Annotated in this window: 19 protein-coding genes; 16 read left to right on the top strand and 3 right to left on the bottom strand. The window is 47.7% G+C overall.

Annotated features, from left to right (window positions below; all coding sequences use genetic code 11):
- Positions 1-189: 189 nt before the first annotated feature.
- From BM265_RS11350 to BM265_RS11315, 8 genes are all read left to right on the top strand, one after another.
- Positions 190-510 (top strand): hypothetical protein, encoded by a 321-nt coding sequence (locus BM265_RS11350; RefSeq protein ID WP_074829981.1) that lies wholly within the window; start codon positions 190-192, stop codon positions 508-510.
- Positions 511-581: 71 nt separating this feature from the next.
- Positions 582-1,355, top strand: coding sequence for a phosphoribosylformimino-5-aminoimidazole carboxamide ribotide isomerase (hisA, locus tag BM265_RS11345; protein WP_074961892.1), 774 nt, complete (start codon positions 582-584; stop codon positions 1,353-1,355).
- Positions 1,356-1,399: 44 nt separating this feature from the next.
- Positions 1,400-1,831 (top strand): acyl-CoA thioesterase, encoded by a 432-nt coding sequence (locus BM265_RS11340; RefSeq protein WP_074829972.1) that lies wholly within the window; start codon positions 1,400-1,402, stop codon positions 1,829-1,831.
- The gene (locus tag BM265_RS11335) at positions 1,828-3,165 is read left to right on the top strand and encodes a GH25 family lysozyme (protein ID WP_074961891.1); all 1,338 of its coding nucleotides are present in this window, start codon (positions 1,828-1,830) and stop codon (positions 3,163-3,165) included. Before BM265_RS11340 ends, BM265_RS11335 begins: the two co-directional genes overlap by 4 nt.
- Before the next feature lie 5 nt (positions 3,166-3,170).
- Positions 3,171-4,142 carry a biotin--[acetyl-CoA-carboxylase] ligase gene (locus tag BM265_RS11330; protein WP_074961984.1) on the top strand — a complete coding sequence of 324 codons (972 nt, stop codon included), beginning with the start codon at positions 3,171-3,173 and terminating at the stop codon, positions 4,140-4,142.
- Between the two features lie 40 nt (positions 4,143-4,182).
- Positions 4,183-4,749: a site-2 protease family protein gene (locus BM265_RS11325; protein WP_074961889.1), complete on the top strand. Its 567-nt coding sequence runs from the start codon at positions 4,183-4,185 to the stop codon at positions 4,747-4,749.
- A 2,353-nt stretch (positions 4,750-7,102) separates the two neighbouring features.
- Entirely contained in the window at positions 7,103-7,435 is a 333-nt protein-coding gene (locus BM265_RS11320) for a DUF1292 domain-containing protein (protein WP_074829960.1), read from the top strand.
- Between the two features lie 530 nt (positions 7,436-7,965).
- Positions 7,966-9,069, top strand: a complete 1,104-nt coding sequence (locus BM265_RS11315; RefSeq protein WP_074961887.1) for a phosphonoacetaldehyde reductase — start codon at positions 7,966-7,968, stop codon at positions 9,067-9,069.
- Positions 9,070-9,203: 134 nt separating this feature from the next.
- Here BM265_RS11315 and BM265_RS11310 read toward each other — a convergent pair whose 3' ends face one another.
- Entirely contained in the window at positions 9,204-9,575 is a 372-nt protein-coding gene (locus BM265_RS11310; RefSeq protein WP_074961885.1) for a DUF4363 family protein, read from the bottom strand.
- Positions 9,572-10,249: a DUF421 domain-containing protein gene (locus BM265_RS11305; RefSeq protein ID WP_074961884.1), complete on the bottom strand. Its 678-nt coding sequence runs from the start codon at positions 10,247-10,249 to the stop codon at positions 9,572-9,574. The genes BM265_RS11310 and BM265_RS11305 overlap by 4 nt, the downstream gene beginning before the upstream one ends.
- Before the next feature lie 221 nt (positions 10,250-10,470).
- Between BM265_RS11305 and recQ the strand changes: the two genes are divergently transcribed.
- The 8 genes from recQ (at position 10,471) to rpe (ending at position 17,361) form a co-directional block, all read left to right on the top strand.
- Positions 10,471-12,687 carry a DNA helicase RecQ gene (recQ, locus tag BM265_RS11300; RefSeq protein WP_074961982.1) on the top strand — a complete coding sequence of 739 codons (2,217 nt, stop codon included), beginning with the start codon at positions 10,471-10,473 and terminating at the stop codon, positions 12,685-12,687.
- 26 nt (positions 12,688-12,713) lie between these two features.
- Positions 12,714-13,571 (top strand): glutamate 5-kinase, encoded by an 858-nt coding sequence (gene proB, locus BM265_RS11295; protein ID WP_074961882.1) that lies wholly within the window; start codon positions 12,714-12,716, stop codon positions 13,569-13,571.
- Positions 13,568-14,137 carry a VanZ family protein gene (locus BM265_RS11290; RefSeq protein WP_074961881.1) on the top strand — a complete coding sequence of 190 codons (570 nt, stop codon included), beginning with the start codon at positions 13,568-13,570 and terminating at the stop codon, positions 14,135-14,137. The genes proB and BM265_RS11290 overlap by 4 nt, the downstream gene beginning before the upstream one ends.
- Positions 14,134-14,475 (top strand): hypothetical protein, encoded by a 342-nt coding sequence (locus tag BM265_RS11285; RefSeq protein WP_074961879.1) that lies wholly within the window; start codon positions 14,134-14,136, stop codon positions 14,473-14,475. Before BM265_RS11290 ends, BM265_RS11285 begins: the two co-directional genes overlap by 4 nt.
- 18 nt (positions 14,476-14,493) lie before the next feature.
- A complete protein-coding gene (locus BM265_RS11280) occupies positions 14,494-14,886 on the top strand; it encodes a DUF6678 family protein (protein ID WP_074961877.1) in 393 nt (130 codons plus the stop codon).
- A 37-nt stretch (positions 14,887-14,923) separates the two neighbouring features.
- A complete protein-coding gene (locus tag BM265_RS11275; RefSeq protein ID WP_074961875.1) occupies positions 14,924-16,174 on the top strand; it encodes a glutamate-5-semialdehyde dehydrogenase in 1,251 nt (416 codons plus the stop codon).
- A gap of 114 nt (positions 16,175-16,288) precedes the next feature.
- Positions 16,289-16,645, top strand: a complete 357-nt coding sequence (locus BM265_RS11270; protein ID WP_074961874.1) for a DUF6054 family protein — start codon at positions 16,289-16,291, stop codon at positions 16,643-16,645.
- Positions 16,646-16,713: 68 nt separating this feature from the next.
- A complete protein-coding gene (rpe, locus tag BM265_RS11265; RefSeq protein WP_074961872.1) occupies positions 16,714-17,361 on the top strand; it encodes a ribulose-phosphate 3-epimerase in 648 nt (215 codons plus the stop codon).
- Positions 17,362-17,486: 125 nt separating this feature from the next.
- Here the strand turns inward: rpe and BM265_RS11260 are convergent.
- Positions 17,487-17,775 (bottom strand): transposase (locus BM265_RS11260; protein ID WP_143098714.1); only part of this gene is annotated, 289 nt, incomplete at its 5' end.

Here is a 17,775-nt window from a genome sequence, read left to right as displayed (position 1 = left end):
GGGGGCAGGTGTGTGAATATTTTTTATATTTTTCTTCCGCCGCGTAACAGGTTTGACATATATTACATGGTGTGGTATAATATCTTGTGGAAAAAGCGGGCGGCAGGCGCGGAGACAGTATTGTTTTTAAAGGGCTTCCCGCAGATATTTTTAACTTTTGTGATGTAAACAAGACAGCGGGTGAATTAAATGACAGGAGAAGAATTTGTAAAACTCTGTTATGAAGAAAAAGAATCAACTCTTCGCGAATACTTCGATAAAAGCTCAAAGTCCGAGGTCGCTGAAAAAATAAGAAAACTGATACTATCGGGAGTAAGCGAAAGTGATCTTCATGAGCTGATAGATCTGGTCATGACAGAAAGCTATTACACACTGCTTCTCGGATTAGACGGCGAGACATCTTTAGGCGGCAAACAGATAACATATCAATTATATGATGAAAATAATGAGCTTCTGAATGAGTGCGGAGAGATCGAAGAAAATGCTTTTTCATATTTCATAGAAGAATAATGCAGATCCCTGTTTGCCTTATGAACACTCTTTATATATTGAATTTTTCTCGTTAACGGAGGTATGAGCGTATGCGATTCAGACCATGTATAGATATACACAACGGCTGTGTAAAGCAGATAGTCGGCGGAAGCCTTGCAGATAAAGGCAACCATGCCCAGGATAATTTTGTATCCGAACAGGACGGCAGCTACTACGGCGAACTTTACAAAAGCCGCGGACTGACCGGGGGACATATCATAATCCTGAACCCCGCAGGGAGCGAGTTCTACGAAAAGGACTTGCAGCAGGCGTACTCCGCACTGAGTGCCTTTGAGGGCGGCTTGCAGATAGGCGGAGGTATAAATGACAAAAACGCCGCAGGATTCCTTGACAGGGGTGCCAGCCACGTTATCGTCACAAGCTTCGTTTTCAGGAACGGCGAGATAGATGAACACAATCTCACACTGATGAAAAACGCTGTTGGCAAGAACAGGCTTGTCCTTGACCTTTCATGCAGAAAGCGGGGCGAGGATTACTACATCGTTACCGACAGATGGCAGAAGTTCACCGACACAAAACTCTGCCCCGAAACCATAGAACGTCTTAGGGACAGCTGTGATGAATTTCTTATACACGCGGTAGATGTCGAAGGCAAGGCTAAGGGCATCGAGGACGGCGTAGCGACCCTGCTGGGAGATATCGAAGGTATGCCCGCCACCTATGCGGGAGGGATATCTTCCTTTGATGACCTTGAAAAGCTGAAGACCCTTGGCAAAGGCAGGGTGGATTTCACCATAGGAAGCGCCCTTGATATCTTCGGCGGAAATATGCGTTTTGAAGAAGTATGCGGGTTTGACAAATAACGCAAGTCACCCTGATGTACATATGCGAAAGAAGGAACATAAAAATGAAAGAATACAGACCCTACCGCCGCAAGGCATATTACTATGAAACGGACAGAATGGACATCGTCCATCATTCCAACTACGTCCGCTGGCTGGAGGAAGCAAGGATAGACCTGATGGAACAGGCAGGCTGTCCCTTTGAATTCACCGAGAAGCAGGGCATAGTATCTCCTGTGCTCAGCGTTTCATGCGAGTATAAATATCCTGTAAGGTTTGGGGACGAGTTTGAAGTAAAGTGCAGACTGCTCAGCTTCAACGGATGCAGATTCAAGCTGGAATACGAAGTCAATAATCTGACAACAGGTCAGCTGTCACTTACCGCAGTTACCGAGCACTGTTTCACGGGCACAGACCTGCGTCCAATACGTATGCAAAAGAAGTATCCCGAACTTTACGAGAATCTTTTGGAAGCACTGGAGGATAAGGGCGAATGAAGAAAGCTTTAGCCATAGCAGCAGCGGCACTTATGCTGGCAGGCTGCGGAGCGGATATCGAACCGAAAAAGGACGACACTTCTGCCGTTGTCACAGATAAGCAGACCACAGGTGACGAGGACAAGGCAGACAAGATAGTTGTGGAAGTTCAGGAAAAACCTGCCGAGACCACAGCTCCCGAAAAGGACGAAAGCAAGCCCGAGACAAAAGCTCCCGCCAAGAAAAAAGCAGACCCCGACAAAATAAATGTTGGGTGCATGGATACGGTGGAAGTCTACCAGCGGATAAGGCTGAAAGACTTTGTTTTTGACAGCAACGCAAAACTGAAAAACGGCGACGAGTACCTGAAGACCGACGAAACAGGCGAGCAGGAAGTAACCCTGAGAATGGAGCTTGACGGCGGCGAAGCCGAAAAGAAAGTAAAGTATAACGTGGTTGATACCACCCCGCCCGTTATGCTTCTGGGTGATGATATATCCCTGAGCGTCGGCGACGATTTCAATATCGATGACTATGTGAGTTATGCCGACAACCTTGACCGCGCACCTGTGCTTACCGTTGAGGGCGATGTTGATACATCGGCTGAGGGCAGTTATCCCCTGACGCTGTATATCGATGATGCCAGCGGCAACAGGCTCACAAGGTACATAAACGTGAACGTGGGCGTGCCATCGTCTTCATCAGATGATGAAACCTACGATGACAGCGCCATTGAATTCGGTGACTTTGTAGAGAATTACAGTGCCGACGGCAGAGAGTTCGGCATTGACGTTTCACGCTGGCAGGGAGATATCGACTTTGATGCCGTTGCCGAAGCGGGCTGTAAGTTCGTTATAATCAGAATGGGCTACGGCGAATCAGGCGGCACCGACCTTGACGAATACTATTATAATAACATCGAGGGTGCGACAGAAGCAGGGCTGAAAGTCGGGGTATATTTCTATTCCACCGATACCACCATCGAGGGTGCGCGTGCCACCGCAAAGAAGATAGTCAAAACTCTTGACGGACACAAGCTGGACTTCCCTGTTGCTTTCGACTGGGAAGAATTCCAGAGTTTTCAGCGCTACGGCATGAGTATCCACGATCTTTCCGAGGTATACGAAGCCTTCGCAAGCGAACTTGAAAAGAACGGCTATGCGGCTATGCTTTACAGCAGTAAGAACTTCCTGGAACTTTTCTGGGAAAACAAGAATGACAGACCCATATGGGTAGCCCACTACGTGGAAGAAACTACCTACGAGGGCGACTGGTACATCTGGCAGCGCTGCGGTACGGGTCGCATCGACGGCATAAACGGCGCAGTTGACCTTAACGTACTTCAGGGAGAGTGATGGGCTTGGCTGTAAAAAACGAACTTATAAAACTGTTTGAACAGAACAGGGGCAGATACCTCTCGGGTGAAGAGATAGCTGAAAGTCTCGGCTGTACCCGCGGCGCAGTGTGGAAAGCTGTTAAAAAACTCCAAAGCGAGGGCTATGATATATCCGCTGTGACCAACAGGGGCTACCGTCTTGACAGCGCCGATATGCTGTCTGCGGCGGGAGTAGAGAAATACCTCGGCGACAACAGCGGTATCAGCCTGACGGTCTATAAGGAAACGGATTCCACCAATACCAGACTTCGTGAACTTGCCACAAATGGCGCTCCCGAGGGCACTGCGGTAATCGCCGGTATGCAGACAGGCGGAAAAGGCAGGCTGGGCAGAAAATTCTTTTCACCCTCGAACACAGGGCTGTACCTCAGCATATTGTTAAGGCCCGAAATGACAGCCGCAGATGCTGTACGCATAACTACCGCGGCGGCCGTGGCAGTTGCGGAAGCCGTTGAAAAGATAAGCGGCAAAAGATCCGATATCAAGTGGGTAAACGATGTGTACATGAACGGCAGAAAGATCTGCGGCATACTCACGGAAGCTTCATTCAACCTTGAAAACGGCGGGCTTGACTACGCAGTCTGCGGTATAGGCATAAACGTCTACGAACCCGAGGGCGGTTTCCCCGAGGATATCAAGGATATCGCAGGGGCGGTGCTGGACACTCCCGCCGAGGATATCCGCAACCGCATGGCGGCGATGGTACTGGAAAACTTCATGGGCTATTACCGCCACCTTTCCGAAAACAGCTTTTTGCAGGGATACCAGAGCAGACTTATGTGGCGCGGCGAGGACATCAACCTTATACGCGGCAGTGAGATAACTCCCGCAAAGCTTATCGACGCCGACGAAAAATGCCGACTTATGGTGAGATATGAGGACGGCACCGAGGATACCATATCCAGCGGCGAGATAAGTATCAGAAAAAGGAAATAATCAGCGCATCACCCGAATAGTATAATGATGGGTGATGAAAATGTTCCGTATCAGCGTTGGCGGCGTACAGTTGGGAATAAGCTTCAGCTTTCCCGCGGTGCTTGCACTGGTGCTGCTCACAGGCTGTGATGAAGGCAGTCTGCTGACAGCACTGCTGTGCTGCTGTCTTCACGAATGCGGACATCTTTTTTTCATGCTGATATTCGGTCGCAGACCGGAAGCCATTACCCTTTACGGCGGCGGTATACGCATAACTCCGCCAAAAGGCAGGATCGACAGTTTCGGCAAGGACCTAACCGTACTGCTTGCGGGCTGCGTGGTGAATTTTCTGCTTGCTTGGACAGGGCTTATAACTCGGGGCATGACTTCATTCGTGCAGATAAATCTTTTGCTGGGGGCATTCAATCTTCTGCCTTTCAAGCATTTTGACGGCGGCAGAGCATTGGAACTTCTGACAGAGGGAAAATCGCTTCGGGCGGTGAGGTATACATTTATAATGCTAACGGCGGTGCTGATAGTGGTTATGGCTGTGCGTGGGCAGATGAGTGTGAGTTTGCTGATAACATTTGTGTTCGCAATCGCTGCTGAAGCAGCGGATGATGCATAGAAACACCATGTTGCGGAAGCTGCCAAGGAAACAAAGCGCGCGGTTTATGCGACTGCGTCGGCATATGCCTCGCGCTAGCAGGCTTGCGGGAGCGCGAGGGCAGAGCCCTCGCATCAAGGCGCAAAGCAATAATGCACAGCGAACAATAAGAGAACAGCGACCTCCCGACCCTGTCAAAAAGGCGCGGCAATAACAACAATATGAGCGTGGACAAAACAACCGTCCACGCTCTTTCTATCTGCGTAAATTATTGCCGCGCCCGTCATCGGACAGCGACAGCGTTTCCGATGACTCGACCCGAGGGACGAGGGGCGAAACGTCCACCGCAGTATGTATGTTGATAAGTGTAAATGTTCCACGTGGAACGTTTGTTTGAGTTCAGAGCTGATACAAGCGCAACAAATCCCCGATCTACGATAAGTACAAGCATCAATATTTCATACATCAAAATATCAGCCCACACAAACGCGAAAACAGCAAAGCCATTCCCGCGGCGGGCAAAAAACAGGCTGCCGCATCGGATAGAACGGGCTTTTCACGGGATAAAAATTCCACCCTGCAACGACACGGCAGTGAGCCGTTTTTATATAATATGCTCCCGCACTGCATCGGGACACATTAAAAGAGAGCTGCCGTAAATCGACAGCTCTCATATTGATCCATATTAAGCCATTGGACTTTGATCCTTTCGTTTAATAAAATATATCAGTAAATCTGAAAATCCTTTATCCGCACTGCAAGTAAACTCAAAACAAACGTGCAGACCTTTTATCAAATTTCCATCGGAACTAATTTCCTTTCGGTAAGAATAAATTTTTGTCGGGAAAAAACTTAACTTCTCATCGGATTTACTACCTTTCAATATATTTTATGTATTTCACTCCGCATCAGCGGAAAATTAAAATCAAGCCATTGGTTCAAAACCTTTCGTAGAAATTTAACGCACACGCGTTATAAATTCGGGACGTTCCGCTAAGCTTCGGAACTAAGCTGCATACACCTTCGGAATCACTCCTAACTTTCAGATATTCAGCAGTCTTGTGCGCATTTTCATAATGCACCACTCCCTATTATAAAAGTAAACGTGCTGCGGACCCACTGTCCGCCAAGGTCGGATCATTAACCAACTATGCCATTGGTACCTTTCCTTTCAGAAAAATTTACGCTTATCGCGTCATTGTCGGGATGCTTCCTATAGCTCGGAAGCTAAGCTGCAACACCCTTTGGACTCACTCCCATCTTTCAGATATTCAGCATTCTTGAGCGCATTTTCATAATGCACCACTCCCTATTATAAGATATGCGGCATTTTCAGCCGTACATTAAAATCGAAATCAAAAACCAACTATGCCATTGGTACGGTTTCCTTTCAGTAGATTTGCGCCTACGCGCCAAATTCGGGATGTTCCTCTAGCTCAGGAACGAAGCTGCGTTGTACTTGGGACTCACTCCTCACTCTCAAATTCTCAGCAGTTTGCTCTGCATCTTCAAAATGCATCACTCCCAAACCTAATATTGTATTCGGCATCTCGCCGTAACAGTATCAAATCAACTTTATGCCATTGGAATTACGCCTTTCGGTTAAATTTGCGCTTCACGCGCCATCATCGGAGTGCTTCCTCTCGCTTGGAAGCTAAGCTGAATAGAACTGTGGACTCACTCCCTTCGTTCAGATATTCAGAAATATATCGTGCACTCTGCACCACTCCTGATCAATATTAAAGTTCCCCGTTCACGACGGAGATATTCAATTTTAAGGACTTGAGTATCCGCCTTGTATAAACGAATTAGTAATGCCTTCCGCCGACCCGCTTATCTCTTACTTAATAAAATTTCACTGTCCGGAACTGTCAGCCCCTACGTCTGAGTCTTGTCCCCGGTAATTAAGAGATGCACGAGCCCTGAATACTCACAAGGCTTTCGCTTACATCCATCGGACTCGCTCCTTTCATATGATCTAAGATCTTACGGAGTCTGTACCACTTTGTAAGATGGACCCTCGTCCTGCACGAACTATGGTACCTTTACTTTTACCCATATAGATCTCGATTCAAGGAACTATCAGCTTTATTATCAAGACCCGGCGATAACAACGTGCCCTAAGGCTCATCTCCGCCATCGCCTTATTGATTTTTATCTGCTTTCCTTTTCCTTGAATATACTATACCACATTTCTTGTGAGTTGTCAATAGTTTTTTTCAACATTTTTATAATTTTTATATTTAACATACAAAGAAAAGTGTTACAGAGCCTTCAGAAAATACCGCTTGACTTATTTTGCCATTTGTAGTATAATATAAATGTTGCGGCGGTCAAATTATGCCGCATATGGTCTTAAAGGAGGTCATTAGGTATGGACGAGCAGAAGAATGAATACACCCCCGATCTTTACGAGCTGATGGATGAGGACGGCAACAAGCAGACTTTTGAACTGCTGGACTGCATGGACTTTGAGGGCGAAAGATATTATGCGCTTACTCCTTTTTATGAGGAAGAGGATGCTGACAAGATACTCGACGAGGCTTCGCTGCTGGTGATACTGAAGGCGGAGTACGATAACGAGACCGGTGAAGAGATACTGGCTTCTATCGAGGACGAGGATCTGTTCGATCGTGTAGGCGCAGCTTTTGAAGAGCGTCTGGACGAGATGTTCGATTTCGAGGACGACGAAGAAGAGGGAGAATAAGCCTCCCGCATTTGCCAATAATTTATAATGTACAATTTTTCAGACGGTATTTTGTCTAAATTACCGTTTGAAATTTACGATCGATTATGGTATAATGTAAACAGATCAAAGGAGCGGAAAACTCCTGTGAACAAGGTTTTTAGATTGCTACCTTGTTCGATCAAGCATAGCTTTTTAAATCCAACACTTATTAAAAGGGATTCGCACTCTTTCCGAAGATTGAAGACCTCCCGCCCGAACCGCATTTGCCGTTCGGTCTACGGACGAAGGGATCATGAGGCTGAAAGGTCGTTTTACCCACCCTGCACGTTGATGCGGGTTTACATTCTATGCGACGGCAAGGCGGCAATTTATCTTAAAAACAGAGCTGACAGGTTTCTGATCTGTCAGCTTTTCTTTTGATATAAAGACATTATTTCCAAATTATGCGACCGCATATTTTCGTATCAGCACCTACTGTGTCGTATGCGATGGCAGCGAGCGCATACCTGAAATAAAAGTCGTATAATATGGTATAGGGAGGTAACATCATGCAGATGATAGTTGACAACAGCACAGAAGCGCTTGACACCTATTTCAGAGATACGGGCGCTAAGCGGATACTTCTGGTGGGCGGCAGATCAATGGATGGGCTTGCTGTCGGCAGATATTTTAATGAACTTCACGGGCGCACAGGCATAGAGGTCATCAGATTCTCGGATTTCAAGCCAAACCCCGATTATACGTCTGTTCTGGCAGGCGTGAAACTCTACAAAGAAACTGGCTGTGATATGGTGGCGGCTGTTGGCGGCGGTTCGGCAATGGACACTGCGAAATGCATAAAAATGTACGCCACCATGGATGACAGCACCGATTATATAACGCAGAAGATAATTCCCAACGATATTGAATTTTTCGCCGTGCCCACAACAGCCGGCACAGGCAGTGAAGCCACACGCTACGCCATAATCTACCACAACGGCAACAAAGTATCTGTGACGGACAACAGCTGCATACCAACAGCAGTGATGTTCGATGCTTCGGTTTTACGCACTCTCCCAGACTATCAGAAGAAAGCCACCATGCTGGACGCACTTTGTCACGCAGTTGAAAGCTACTGGTCGGTACATTCAACGCAGGAAAGTCAGGCATATGCGGCAGAAGCCATAAAGCTGATATTCTCGTCCATGGGCGGATATCTCGCCAACACCGATGCAGGCAACTCGGATATGCTGAAAGCTTCAAACATCGCAGGAAAAGCCATAAACATCACTGCCACCACGGCAGGTCACGCCATGTGCTACAAGCTGACCACGAAGTACGGTCTTGCCCACGGACACGCGGCGGCGCTGTGCGTAAAGGCGCTGTTCCCTTTCATGGCCGAAAACACTTCACTTTGCAAAGACGACCGCGGTGAGGAATATTATAAAAATATGCTGAATGAACTGGCGCACATAATGGGCTGTGAATCAGTATCATCAGCCGCAGAAAGTTTCGGTTCTCTGGTGGATAGTCTGGGACTTTCAGCACCGAAAGCGGCAGATGGAGATATAGAACTTCTGGCATCCTCGGTAAACACCGAGCGCCTTAAAAACCACCCCGTCAAACTGGACAGCGACACCATCAAAGCTTTGTACAAAAAGATAGTTTTGTAATATATTTATGGGACTGCTTAGGCAGTCTCTTTTTTGTGTTCAGCTTCTGCAGTATTTGCCCGTAAACGGTAATTTATTACACATATTGCGGATTTTCCCCAGTAAATCCCGCAGTCCGTAGGCTACCCCATCGCTCAAAGCAAAGAATGCAGGCTCGGGAGATGGCGCTGGGATAGCAGGCGGCATTGTTCGGAGATGGAGTCTATCTGTTCGATCAGGTCGGCGGGGTCGGCTGAAGCAAGGGCGGGCAGGCGGCTCATTTCGGCGGAGATGGCTGTGACGCTGTTGAAGTTTTCGAGGAATGAGAGTATCTTGCAGTGTTCCTGCCAGCAGGTGCAGAGTTCTGTGATTGCGGAAGACGGGTCGGTATCGGATATGACTTGTTCCCTTATCTCGGCACAGAGATCCTGTATGCGGGCATTGGTGTTTCGGACATAGGCGGCGGAGAATATACCCGCGGCAAGGATAGTGGTCAGGAGAGTGAGGCATATCAGCAGACGTTTCATTTTCTTGGCTCCTTTTTTATAATAGTATATTTTGTGGGATTTTCGGCGGTCATTATGAATATCTCGGGGATAGATGCGCCATCGGCTTTGACTACTTTGTTCAGCCATTCCATATCAAGCCCGAGAAAATTCAAAGCGGCGGTGGAGACTTCACCGTCGCTTATCAGCATGACGGGCGGGTCGGTGTCAGCAGGGGCAAGACCTAAGTCCTTGGCTGTTGGCGGGGCGGCAGTCTTCTTCGGGCAGACGGAGATGGTGCCTGTTGTTTCGGCTACTGCGAACTGGACATCTGCAAGGTCGAATATCTGCTGGGCGCGGAGTGCCGCCATGAGGTCATCAGTGGTGAAACGGAGTTCCCGCATGGCTTTCTGGTCTATCTTGCCGTTGGATATTATCAGCTTTGATGAACCGCTGACAGTTCGGCGGATACGGCGCGACCTCAGTGAGAGGTATGACACTATCACATCGATGCTGACAAGTGTGAAAACAGGGACGATACCCATTATCATGGGTATGCTGATATCTTCCACCGTGAGGGTGGCGATGTTGGAAAGCAGCATGGTTATCACAAGTTCTGATGGCTGGAGGTCACCTATCTGGCGTTTGCCCATCAGCCGAATGGCGGCGGTTATTACGAAATACAGGATGATCGAGCGGATAAAAACTATAAGCATAGTGTACCTCACTTTTTATAATTATTGGCAATAGCGATTTACAGTACAGAACACAAAACTCCCGCCCCTGTCAATAATTATGAATTATGCATTATGAATTATGAATTAAAAATTTACCCCGTTGCATTTTTCTGCGGAGTGTGATATAATATACTGTGTATGTATAATTGGGCGGTCAGAATGACTGCTGCAACGTTTATCTCGGAAAGAGTGATGTTTCAATGACCGATTTTTCGGATAAATACAGCGTGTTGCGCGATTTCTTCGGGCATACGGATTTCCGCGAGGGACAGCTGCCTCTGATAGATGCGCTTCTCAGCGGACGCGACGCTGTGGGCATAATGCCTACAGGTGCGGGAAAATCCATGTGCTACCAGATACCTGCGCTGATGCTTGACGGCATAACGCTTGTCATATCTCCGCTGATATCACTGATGAAAGATCAGGTCAACAGCCTTATACAATCGGGAGTGAGGGCGGCTTATCTCAATTCTTCCCTCACCACACAGCAGTACAACACCGCTATCGCAAATGCTTCGCGTGGAATGTACAAGCTGATATATGTTGCCCCCGAAAGGCTTTGCACACCATCTTTTATGAGTCTGGCGAGAAATGTGAGGATATCCCTTGTGGCGGTGGACGAAGCCCACTGCGTATCACAGTGGGGACAGGATTTCCGTCCCCATTATCTGAGGATATCGGAATTTCTTGAACAGCTTCCGTACCGACCCACAGTTGGTGCTTTCACGGCAACGGCTACTGACCAGGTAAGGTCGGACATTGTGCGTATGCTTGGACTTCACGACCCTGTCAGCGTGACCACGGGATTCGACCGTGAGAACCTGTATTTCGGGGTAAAGCACGCCAAGGACAAGTACGCCGAGACGAAGAAGATTGTTCTTGAAAACAAGGGCAGCTGCGGTATAATCTACTGTGCCACCAGAAAAGCGGTGGACGAGGTCAGCGAGAAACTGACGGCTGACGGAATCGCCTGCACCAGATATCATGCGGGGCTTTCAGCTGAGGAGCGCAAGAAGAATCAGGACGATTTCATATATGACCGCGTGAACATCATCGCGGCGACCAACGCTTTCGGCATGGGTATAGACAAATCCAACGTCAGCTTTGTTGTCCATTATAATATGCCCAAAAATCTTGAAAATTATTATCAGGAAGCAGGACGTGCGGGACGTGACGGCAGTGAGGCTAAGTGCATACTTCTGTACGGTGCTAAAGATATCGTCACCAACAAGTATCTTATCGAAAATTCACGGGACAATACCGACCTTGATGATGAAGCTCAGGAGCTTATAAAAAAGCGGGATATGCAGAAGCTTCGGCAGATGACGGATTACTGCAACACAGGCAGATGTCTGAGACAGTTCATACTTGATTACTTCGGTGAAAAGCGAGTATGTAACTGCGGCAACTGCTCCAACTGTCTGGGAGAGACGGAGCTTACGGATATAACAGTGGATGCCCAGAAGATACTTTCCTGCGTATACAGGCTCCATCAGAGGAATATGCATTTCGGTGCTGTGGTGGTATCCGCGGTGCTGAAAGGTTCGGCTAATGCGAAGATAAAGCAGTTCGGGCTGGAAACACTTTCCACCTATTCTATAATGAAAGATGTATCCACGGCGCAGATACGGTCGGAGATACAGTACTTGCAGGCAGAAGGCTATCTTACGGAGGGCGAGCACAGCACGCTGGTGCTGACACGCAGATCTGCTGAGGTGCTGATGCAGAACAAAAAGGTAAGTATGCGCTTGCCCAAGCACAGCAAGGAAGAGCCCGAGCGCAGGAAGAAAGACCTCGGCGTTACTGCCTTCGACAGGGAGCTGTTTGAACGTCTGCGGGAGCTTCGTGCAAAGCTTGCGGAGGAGATATCCATGCCTGCCTACATAGTTTTCGGAGATTCGGCTTTGCGTGAGATGTGCGTGCGTATGCCTGTTACACAGAGCGATTTTCTGGAAGTGCCCGGTGTGGGCAAGGTGAAGCAGGAGAGGTACGGAATGTACTTCACGGCGGAGATAAACAAGTATCTCCATGAACACCCCGAAAGGAAAAATGCGCAGTCCGATTCCGCTGACAGCGGAAGTCTGGCTGATATGATAAAGAGCGGTGCAGAGGGTCTTCAGGGCATGGACGAGGAATTGTCACTGCCGCAGATGTGTGACGAGATACTCACTCAGCTGGGACTTAACGCCGATAAAAAGCCTGTCAGCGAGGCTATAAAGAGCTGGCTCATAAGCGAGAACTACCTCACGGAAAAGGTGGAGAACGGTCAGAAACGTCTGGCGGCGACCATACTTTCGGAGGAAGCGGGGATAATCGAGCGAGAGAAGATATCATCTCTCAACAGGGCTTACAAAACGGTACTTTTCCCTCGTGCCGCACAGGAATTTGTGTATGAGAATCTTGGGGAGATACTTTGAGCATACAGACGAAAGAGGTAGATCAAATGTCATATTTAAAAGATAAAAAGAGAGTTGTCGTAAAGGTGGGTACCTCTACGCTGACACACCGCACGGGCAGACTGAACATACGCCGCGTTGAAGGGCTGGTCAAAAATCTGGCTGATTTGCAGAATGCGGGTCACGAGATAATACTTGTTTCCAGCGGTGCCATCGGTCTGGGTATGTCTAAGATAGGTCTTGTTGACCGACCTAAGGACACACCGACCAAGCAGGCGTGTGCGGCTGTGGGTCAGTGCGAGCTGATGTACCTTTATGACAAGCTTTTCGCGGAATACAGCATAAATGTGGCACAGCTTCTGCTGACAAAGTTCGTGCTGATAGAGGACAGAAGACAGAACGTGCAGAACGCTCTGGAGCGAGTTATACAGCTGGGCGCTATACCAATAGTCAACGAGAATGACACCGTTGCCATCGATGAGCTGGAGCTTGAAGTGGGCGAGAACGATTCTCTGGCGGCTACTGTGGCTAAGATAGCGAATGCCGACCTGCTGATAATAATGTCCGATATTGACGGACTTTACGATGCCGACCCTCGTCTTGACCCTGATGCGAAGCTGATACCCGTAGTTGAAGAACTTACCGACGATATCAGGAAGCTGGCAGGCGGTGCAGGCACAAAGATGGGCACAGGCGGCATGATAACCAAGATAAACGCCGCTGAGATCGCTGTAAACAATGGTATCGATATGATAATACTCAACGGCAAGAACCCTGATAATCTGTACTATCTGTTTGAGACAGGAAGTCTGGGAACAAGGTTCAAGGCTAAGGGTTCACCTGCTGAAAAGAAAGATCCTGAGGTGGACGAAAGCAGTGACAGCGATATCGTAGAGGATATATGATATACATACCTTTCATCCCCACAGAGATCGTATTTGCGGTGGCATGGGTACTTATAAGAGCTGTATCTGCTGTTAAGAAAAGGGAGTTCCATATAAAGCGGGAGCTGATGCTTCTGCTTATGTATGTTAATCTGGCTGTACTGCTGAGGATAACATTTTTTCCGATGGAAACGGCCAATGGCAGAGTTCTCCCACTTGAACTGGATACCGCGCATATATTTCCGCTAAGGATAAATATAATACCTTTTATGAATATACTTGATTACATCGACCCCACCGATATTCTGCTGAATATAGCGGGAAATGTGATGATGTTCATACCAAGCGGGATAATACTGCCCATACTTTACAAGCGGCTGAACAGCTTCTGGAAAGTGACCGCGGCAGGGGCTATGATGTCACTTGGCATAGAGATATTACAGCTTCCCTTTGCGGTAAGGGCAAGCGATGTTGATGACCTTATACTGAACACCGCGGGTGCTATGGCAGGTTACGGGATATATGCACTGTTTCGGCATATGAGAGGTCACAAGAATAAAGATAACCGTACAGGAGGGATAGCATGAAGTATTTCGTCCATAACAGCCAGCGCATCAGCACGGTATACTATGAGTTTTTCAAAGGCGAATGGGACTGGGATAAGGGCGACCGCTACCATAATGACGGATCGATATTCCTGCATGACGATATAATGTATACCTGCGGTCTGGAAGAGATACTGAAAAATGTTCTTTCCGAGTACGATGACTGCGGCGTTAATCTCATCTATCCCGAAAAATGGGAAGAAGTATGCCGTCTTGCCGAAAAGCGCGGCGGCGATGTTAAAGCGGTAACCGATGAAGCCGCGTTCTGGGTGGAGGACGCATTTGAGAACTGCGGGTGCTTCACGATACTGGGGCTTTGACGTTCACGGAGGTGCGCTATGACATCAGCTGAACTAAGAGAAATGACATTGCAGACGGCAAATACTAAGGGTCTTGAAAGCTGTATGAGCGTGGAAAAGTGGGATATCCTGCGGCGGGCTATGATGAACGAGATGCCATTTCAGCCGCCTTACACTTTGAAATTTCTTACAGATGAAAGTCCCTGTGCTGAGGACATGAACTGGCACGAAGCTTATGTATACGAGGGATTATTCAACGGCGCTTTCGCGGTGGAATGGGTGAAGATACGACCATGCACCCAAAAGGTGCGCGGTAAACTTATTGCCCCCGAGATCATCGATGCGGGGAAAGAACTTGAAGGGATACTTAAAAAGTATTCCATACCTTACGAAGAAGAAAACGGCGTTTACTGTATATACGGATATCGCTGATAAACAGAATAAATGATGCTTGAAAGGAGCGTTAATTATGGGTTACATAGACACACTTGGTCAGAAAGCGCAGGCAGCTAAGGGCACTATCGCTTTCGCTTCATCTGACATGAAAAACGACGCACTGCTGGAGATCGCGCATATTCTCCGCAGCAGCAAAAAGGAGATCATCGAGGCTAATGCTGTCGATCTCGAAAACGGCAGGATACGCAAGATGAGCGAATCTCTGCTGGACAGACTTGCACTTAACGATGCAAGAATTGAGGGCATGGCAAATGCCTGCGAAGCACTGGCTAAATATCCCGACCCTGTTGGCGAAGTTGTTGACGGAAGCACTCGTCCCAACGGCATGAAGATCGAGAGGGTTCGCGTACCTATGGGCGTTGTTGGCATGATATACGAAGCACGTCCCAATGTTACCGTTGATGCGGCTATACTCAGCCTTAAGAGCGGCAACGCAGTTATTCTCCGCGGCGGCAAGGAAGCTATAAATTCAAACAAATGCCTGGCTGACCTGATGCGTGTTGCAGTAAAGAGGGCTGGTTTCGACCCTGACATAATCCAGCTTGTTGAGGACACCGACAGAGGTATCGCCCACGATATGATGACAGCAAACAAGTACATCGACATACTTGTGCCCCGCGGCGGCGCACAGCTTATCAAGGCTGTTGTACAGACAGCTACCGTACCTGTTATCGAGACAGGCACAGGCAACTGCCATGTATATGTTGACTCTTCGGCTGATCTGAAAATGGCTGTTGATATCGTTGACAACGGCAAGACCCAGAGACCTTCTGTATGCAACGCTGTGGAGACCTGTCTTGTACACCGCGATGTGGCTGAACAGTTCCTGCCCAAGCTGAAAAAGCGTCTTGACGAGCACAATGTTGAGATACGCGGATGCGAGCTGACCAAGCAGATACTTGGCGACTGTGTCGTTCCTGCTGATGAGGACGATTATGCAACAGAGTTCCTGGATTATATCATAGCTATAAAGGTAGTTGATGACCTGGCTGAGGCTATCGAGCATATATCCAAGTACAGCACAGGACACTCCGAGTGCATAGTTACCGAGAGCCTGTTCTCTGCTCAGGAATTCCAGAAGAGGATAGATGCTGCGGCTGTATACGTAAATGTATCCACACGTTTCACCGACGGCGAGATGTTCGGTCTGGGTGCTGAGCTGGGTATATCCACCCAGAAGCTCCACGCAAGAGGACCTATGGGTCTGCGCGAGATGACTACAACAAAGTATCTCGTTACAGGCAACGGTCAGATAAGAAAATAATTCGGGATAAGTCAGCAGACGTTTTCGGTGCTTGACATCTCTTTTGGAAAGTAATATAATTCCCTTTTGACTTTTGTGCCGTTAATACGACATTGGGATTCTTTGGAGGATAATATGAAAAAAACTAGATTGATTTCACAGTATAGCATTGACATAGAAAAAACTTTGACTGATTGGTTTTATTCAAATACAGATTCCAGAGACGGTGTTTTTATAAAAAAGATCATTGAACCAAAACGGAAAGTAATGATCTTTATAGCTGAAGATTATTATCACAGAATAGGCTCTACCCTTACTTTGACAGTAATTGTTGAACAAACTTTAAATCAAACATCTGTTGAAGTTGTTTCAAGTGGCGGAAAAGAGGGATATCGTTATTTCAGTTTTTCATACGGAGCAGAACAGAGTGCGGTCAACCGCATTGTAAATTTTTTAACAGTAAAAGGGTTTACAGAGATAGAATCTGATTGATATTAGGGACACGTTTGTAAAAAGGGAGTATTATAAAAAACGAATTAAAAAGGTAAGGTCGTGTAAATATGAAAGATCTTGTATCGGCGTCTCTGCTGGGCTGTGACCTGGCAGATCTGAAAAACGAGATAAAAAGCATTGAAAGCGCAGGTGCTGACTGGCTGCACTGTGATGTCATGGACGGCGTTTTCGTAAACAATATAAGCTTCGGCACACCTGTGCTGAAATGCGTAAGAAAAGCGGCATCGGTGCCCATGGACACTCATCTTATGATAACCGATCCTATACGCTACATCGATGATTATGCGAATTTAGGTTCGGATAATATCACATTCCACCTTGAAGCGGCAAGCAACCCGCAGGCTGTTATAGACAAGATACATTCCCACGGGATAAGCGCGGGCATATCCATAAAGCCCGGTACACCTGTTTCAGCAGTAAAGCCATATCTTGGCAGTGTGGACATGGTGCTCGTGATGACTGTTGAGCCGGGATTCGGCGGACAGAAATTTGTGGCAGACACTCTGGAAAAGATAAGCGAGATACGCTACATTCTGGACAGCATGGGCCGCACTGAGGTCAACATCGAAGTAGACGGCGGTGTGAATGGTGAGACTGTGAAGCTGTGCCGTGAAGCGGGCGCGAATGTATTTGTTTCGGGCTCCTACATCTTTGGCGCTGAAGACAGAGCTGCAGCGGTGGATTCTCTGAAATGATATAATGTTATATGATTTTGCCCCGGAGCATTTTTTAGTGCTTTGGGGCGATTTTGCGTAGGGGCTGAAAAACTATAGGGACTGATAAAGCTCTATTCCATATTTAGTCTCTCCTCAACAAGCCTCTAAAATCCATGGCATACCGGCTGGCGATATGAGAAGCGAATATTTATCACTATTTTCCAGAAGCGCAAAAGCATCGCCGCCAGGCGGTCGATGTTCATTGCGATAACGCTGAGAACTATCGATGCTCTTGTTGTGTCTTCTCTTTTTGTGAGCAGCAGACCAAGACCGAATTTGCGCTTTGCGAGACTGAACTTACGCTCCACTTCGATCCTGTCGGTATTATCTTTATATGCTGCCTTCTTTTCAGCCTTGCTGTCGGCGTAATTCTTCGGTCTTCCGAGTTTTTTG

Source organism: Hominimerdicola alba, from assembly GCF_900112155.1.
GTDB lineage: Bacteria > Bacillota > Clostridia > Oscillospirales > Ruminococcaceae > Hominimerdicola > Hominimerdicola alba_D.
The sequence above is the reverse complement of the archived record's forward strand: the minus strand, read 5'-3'. Positions and strand labels throughout refer to the sequence as shown.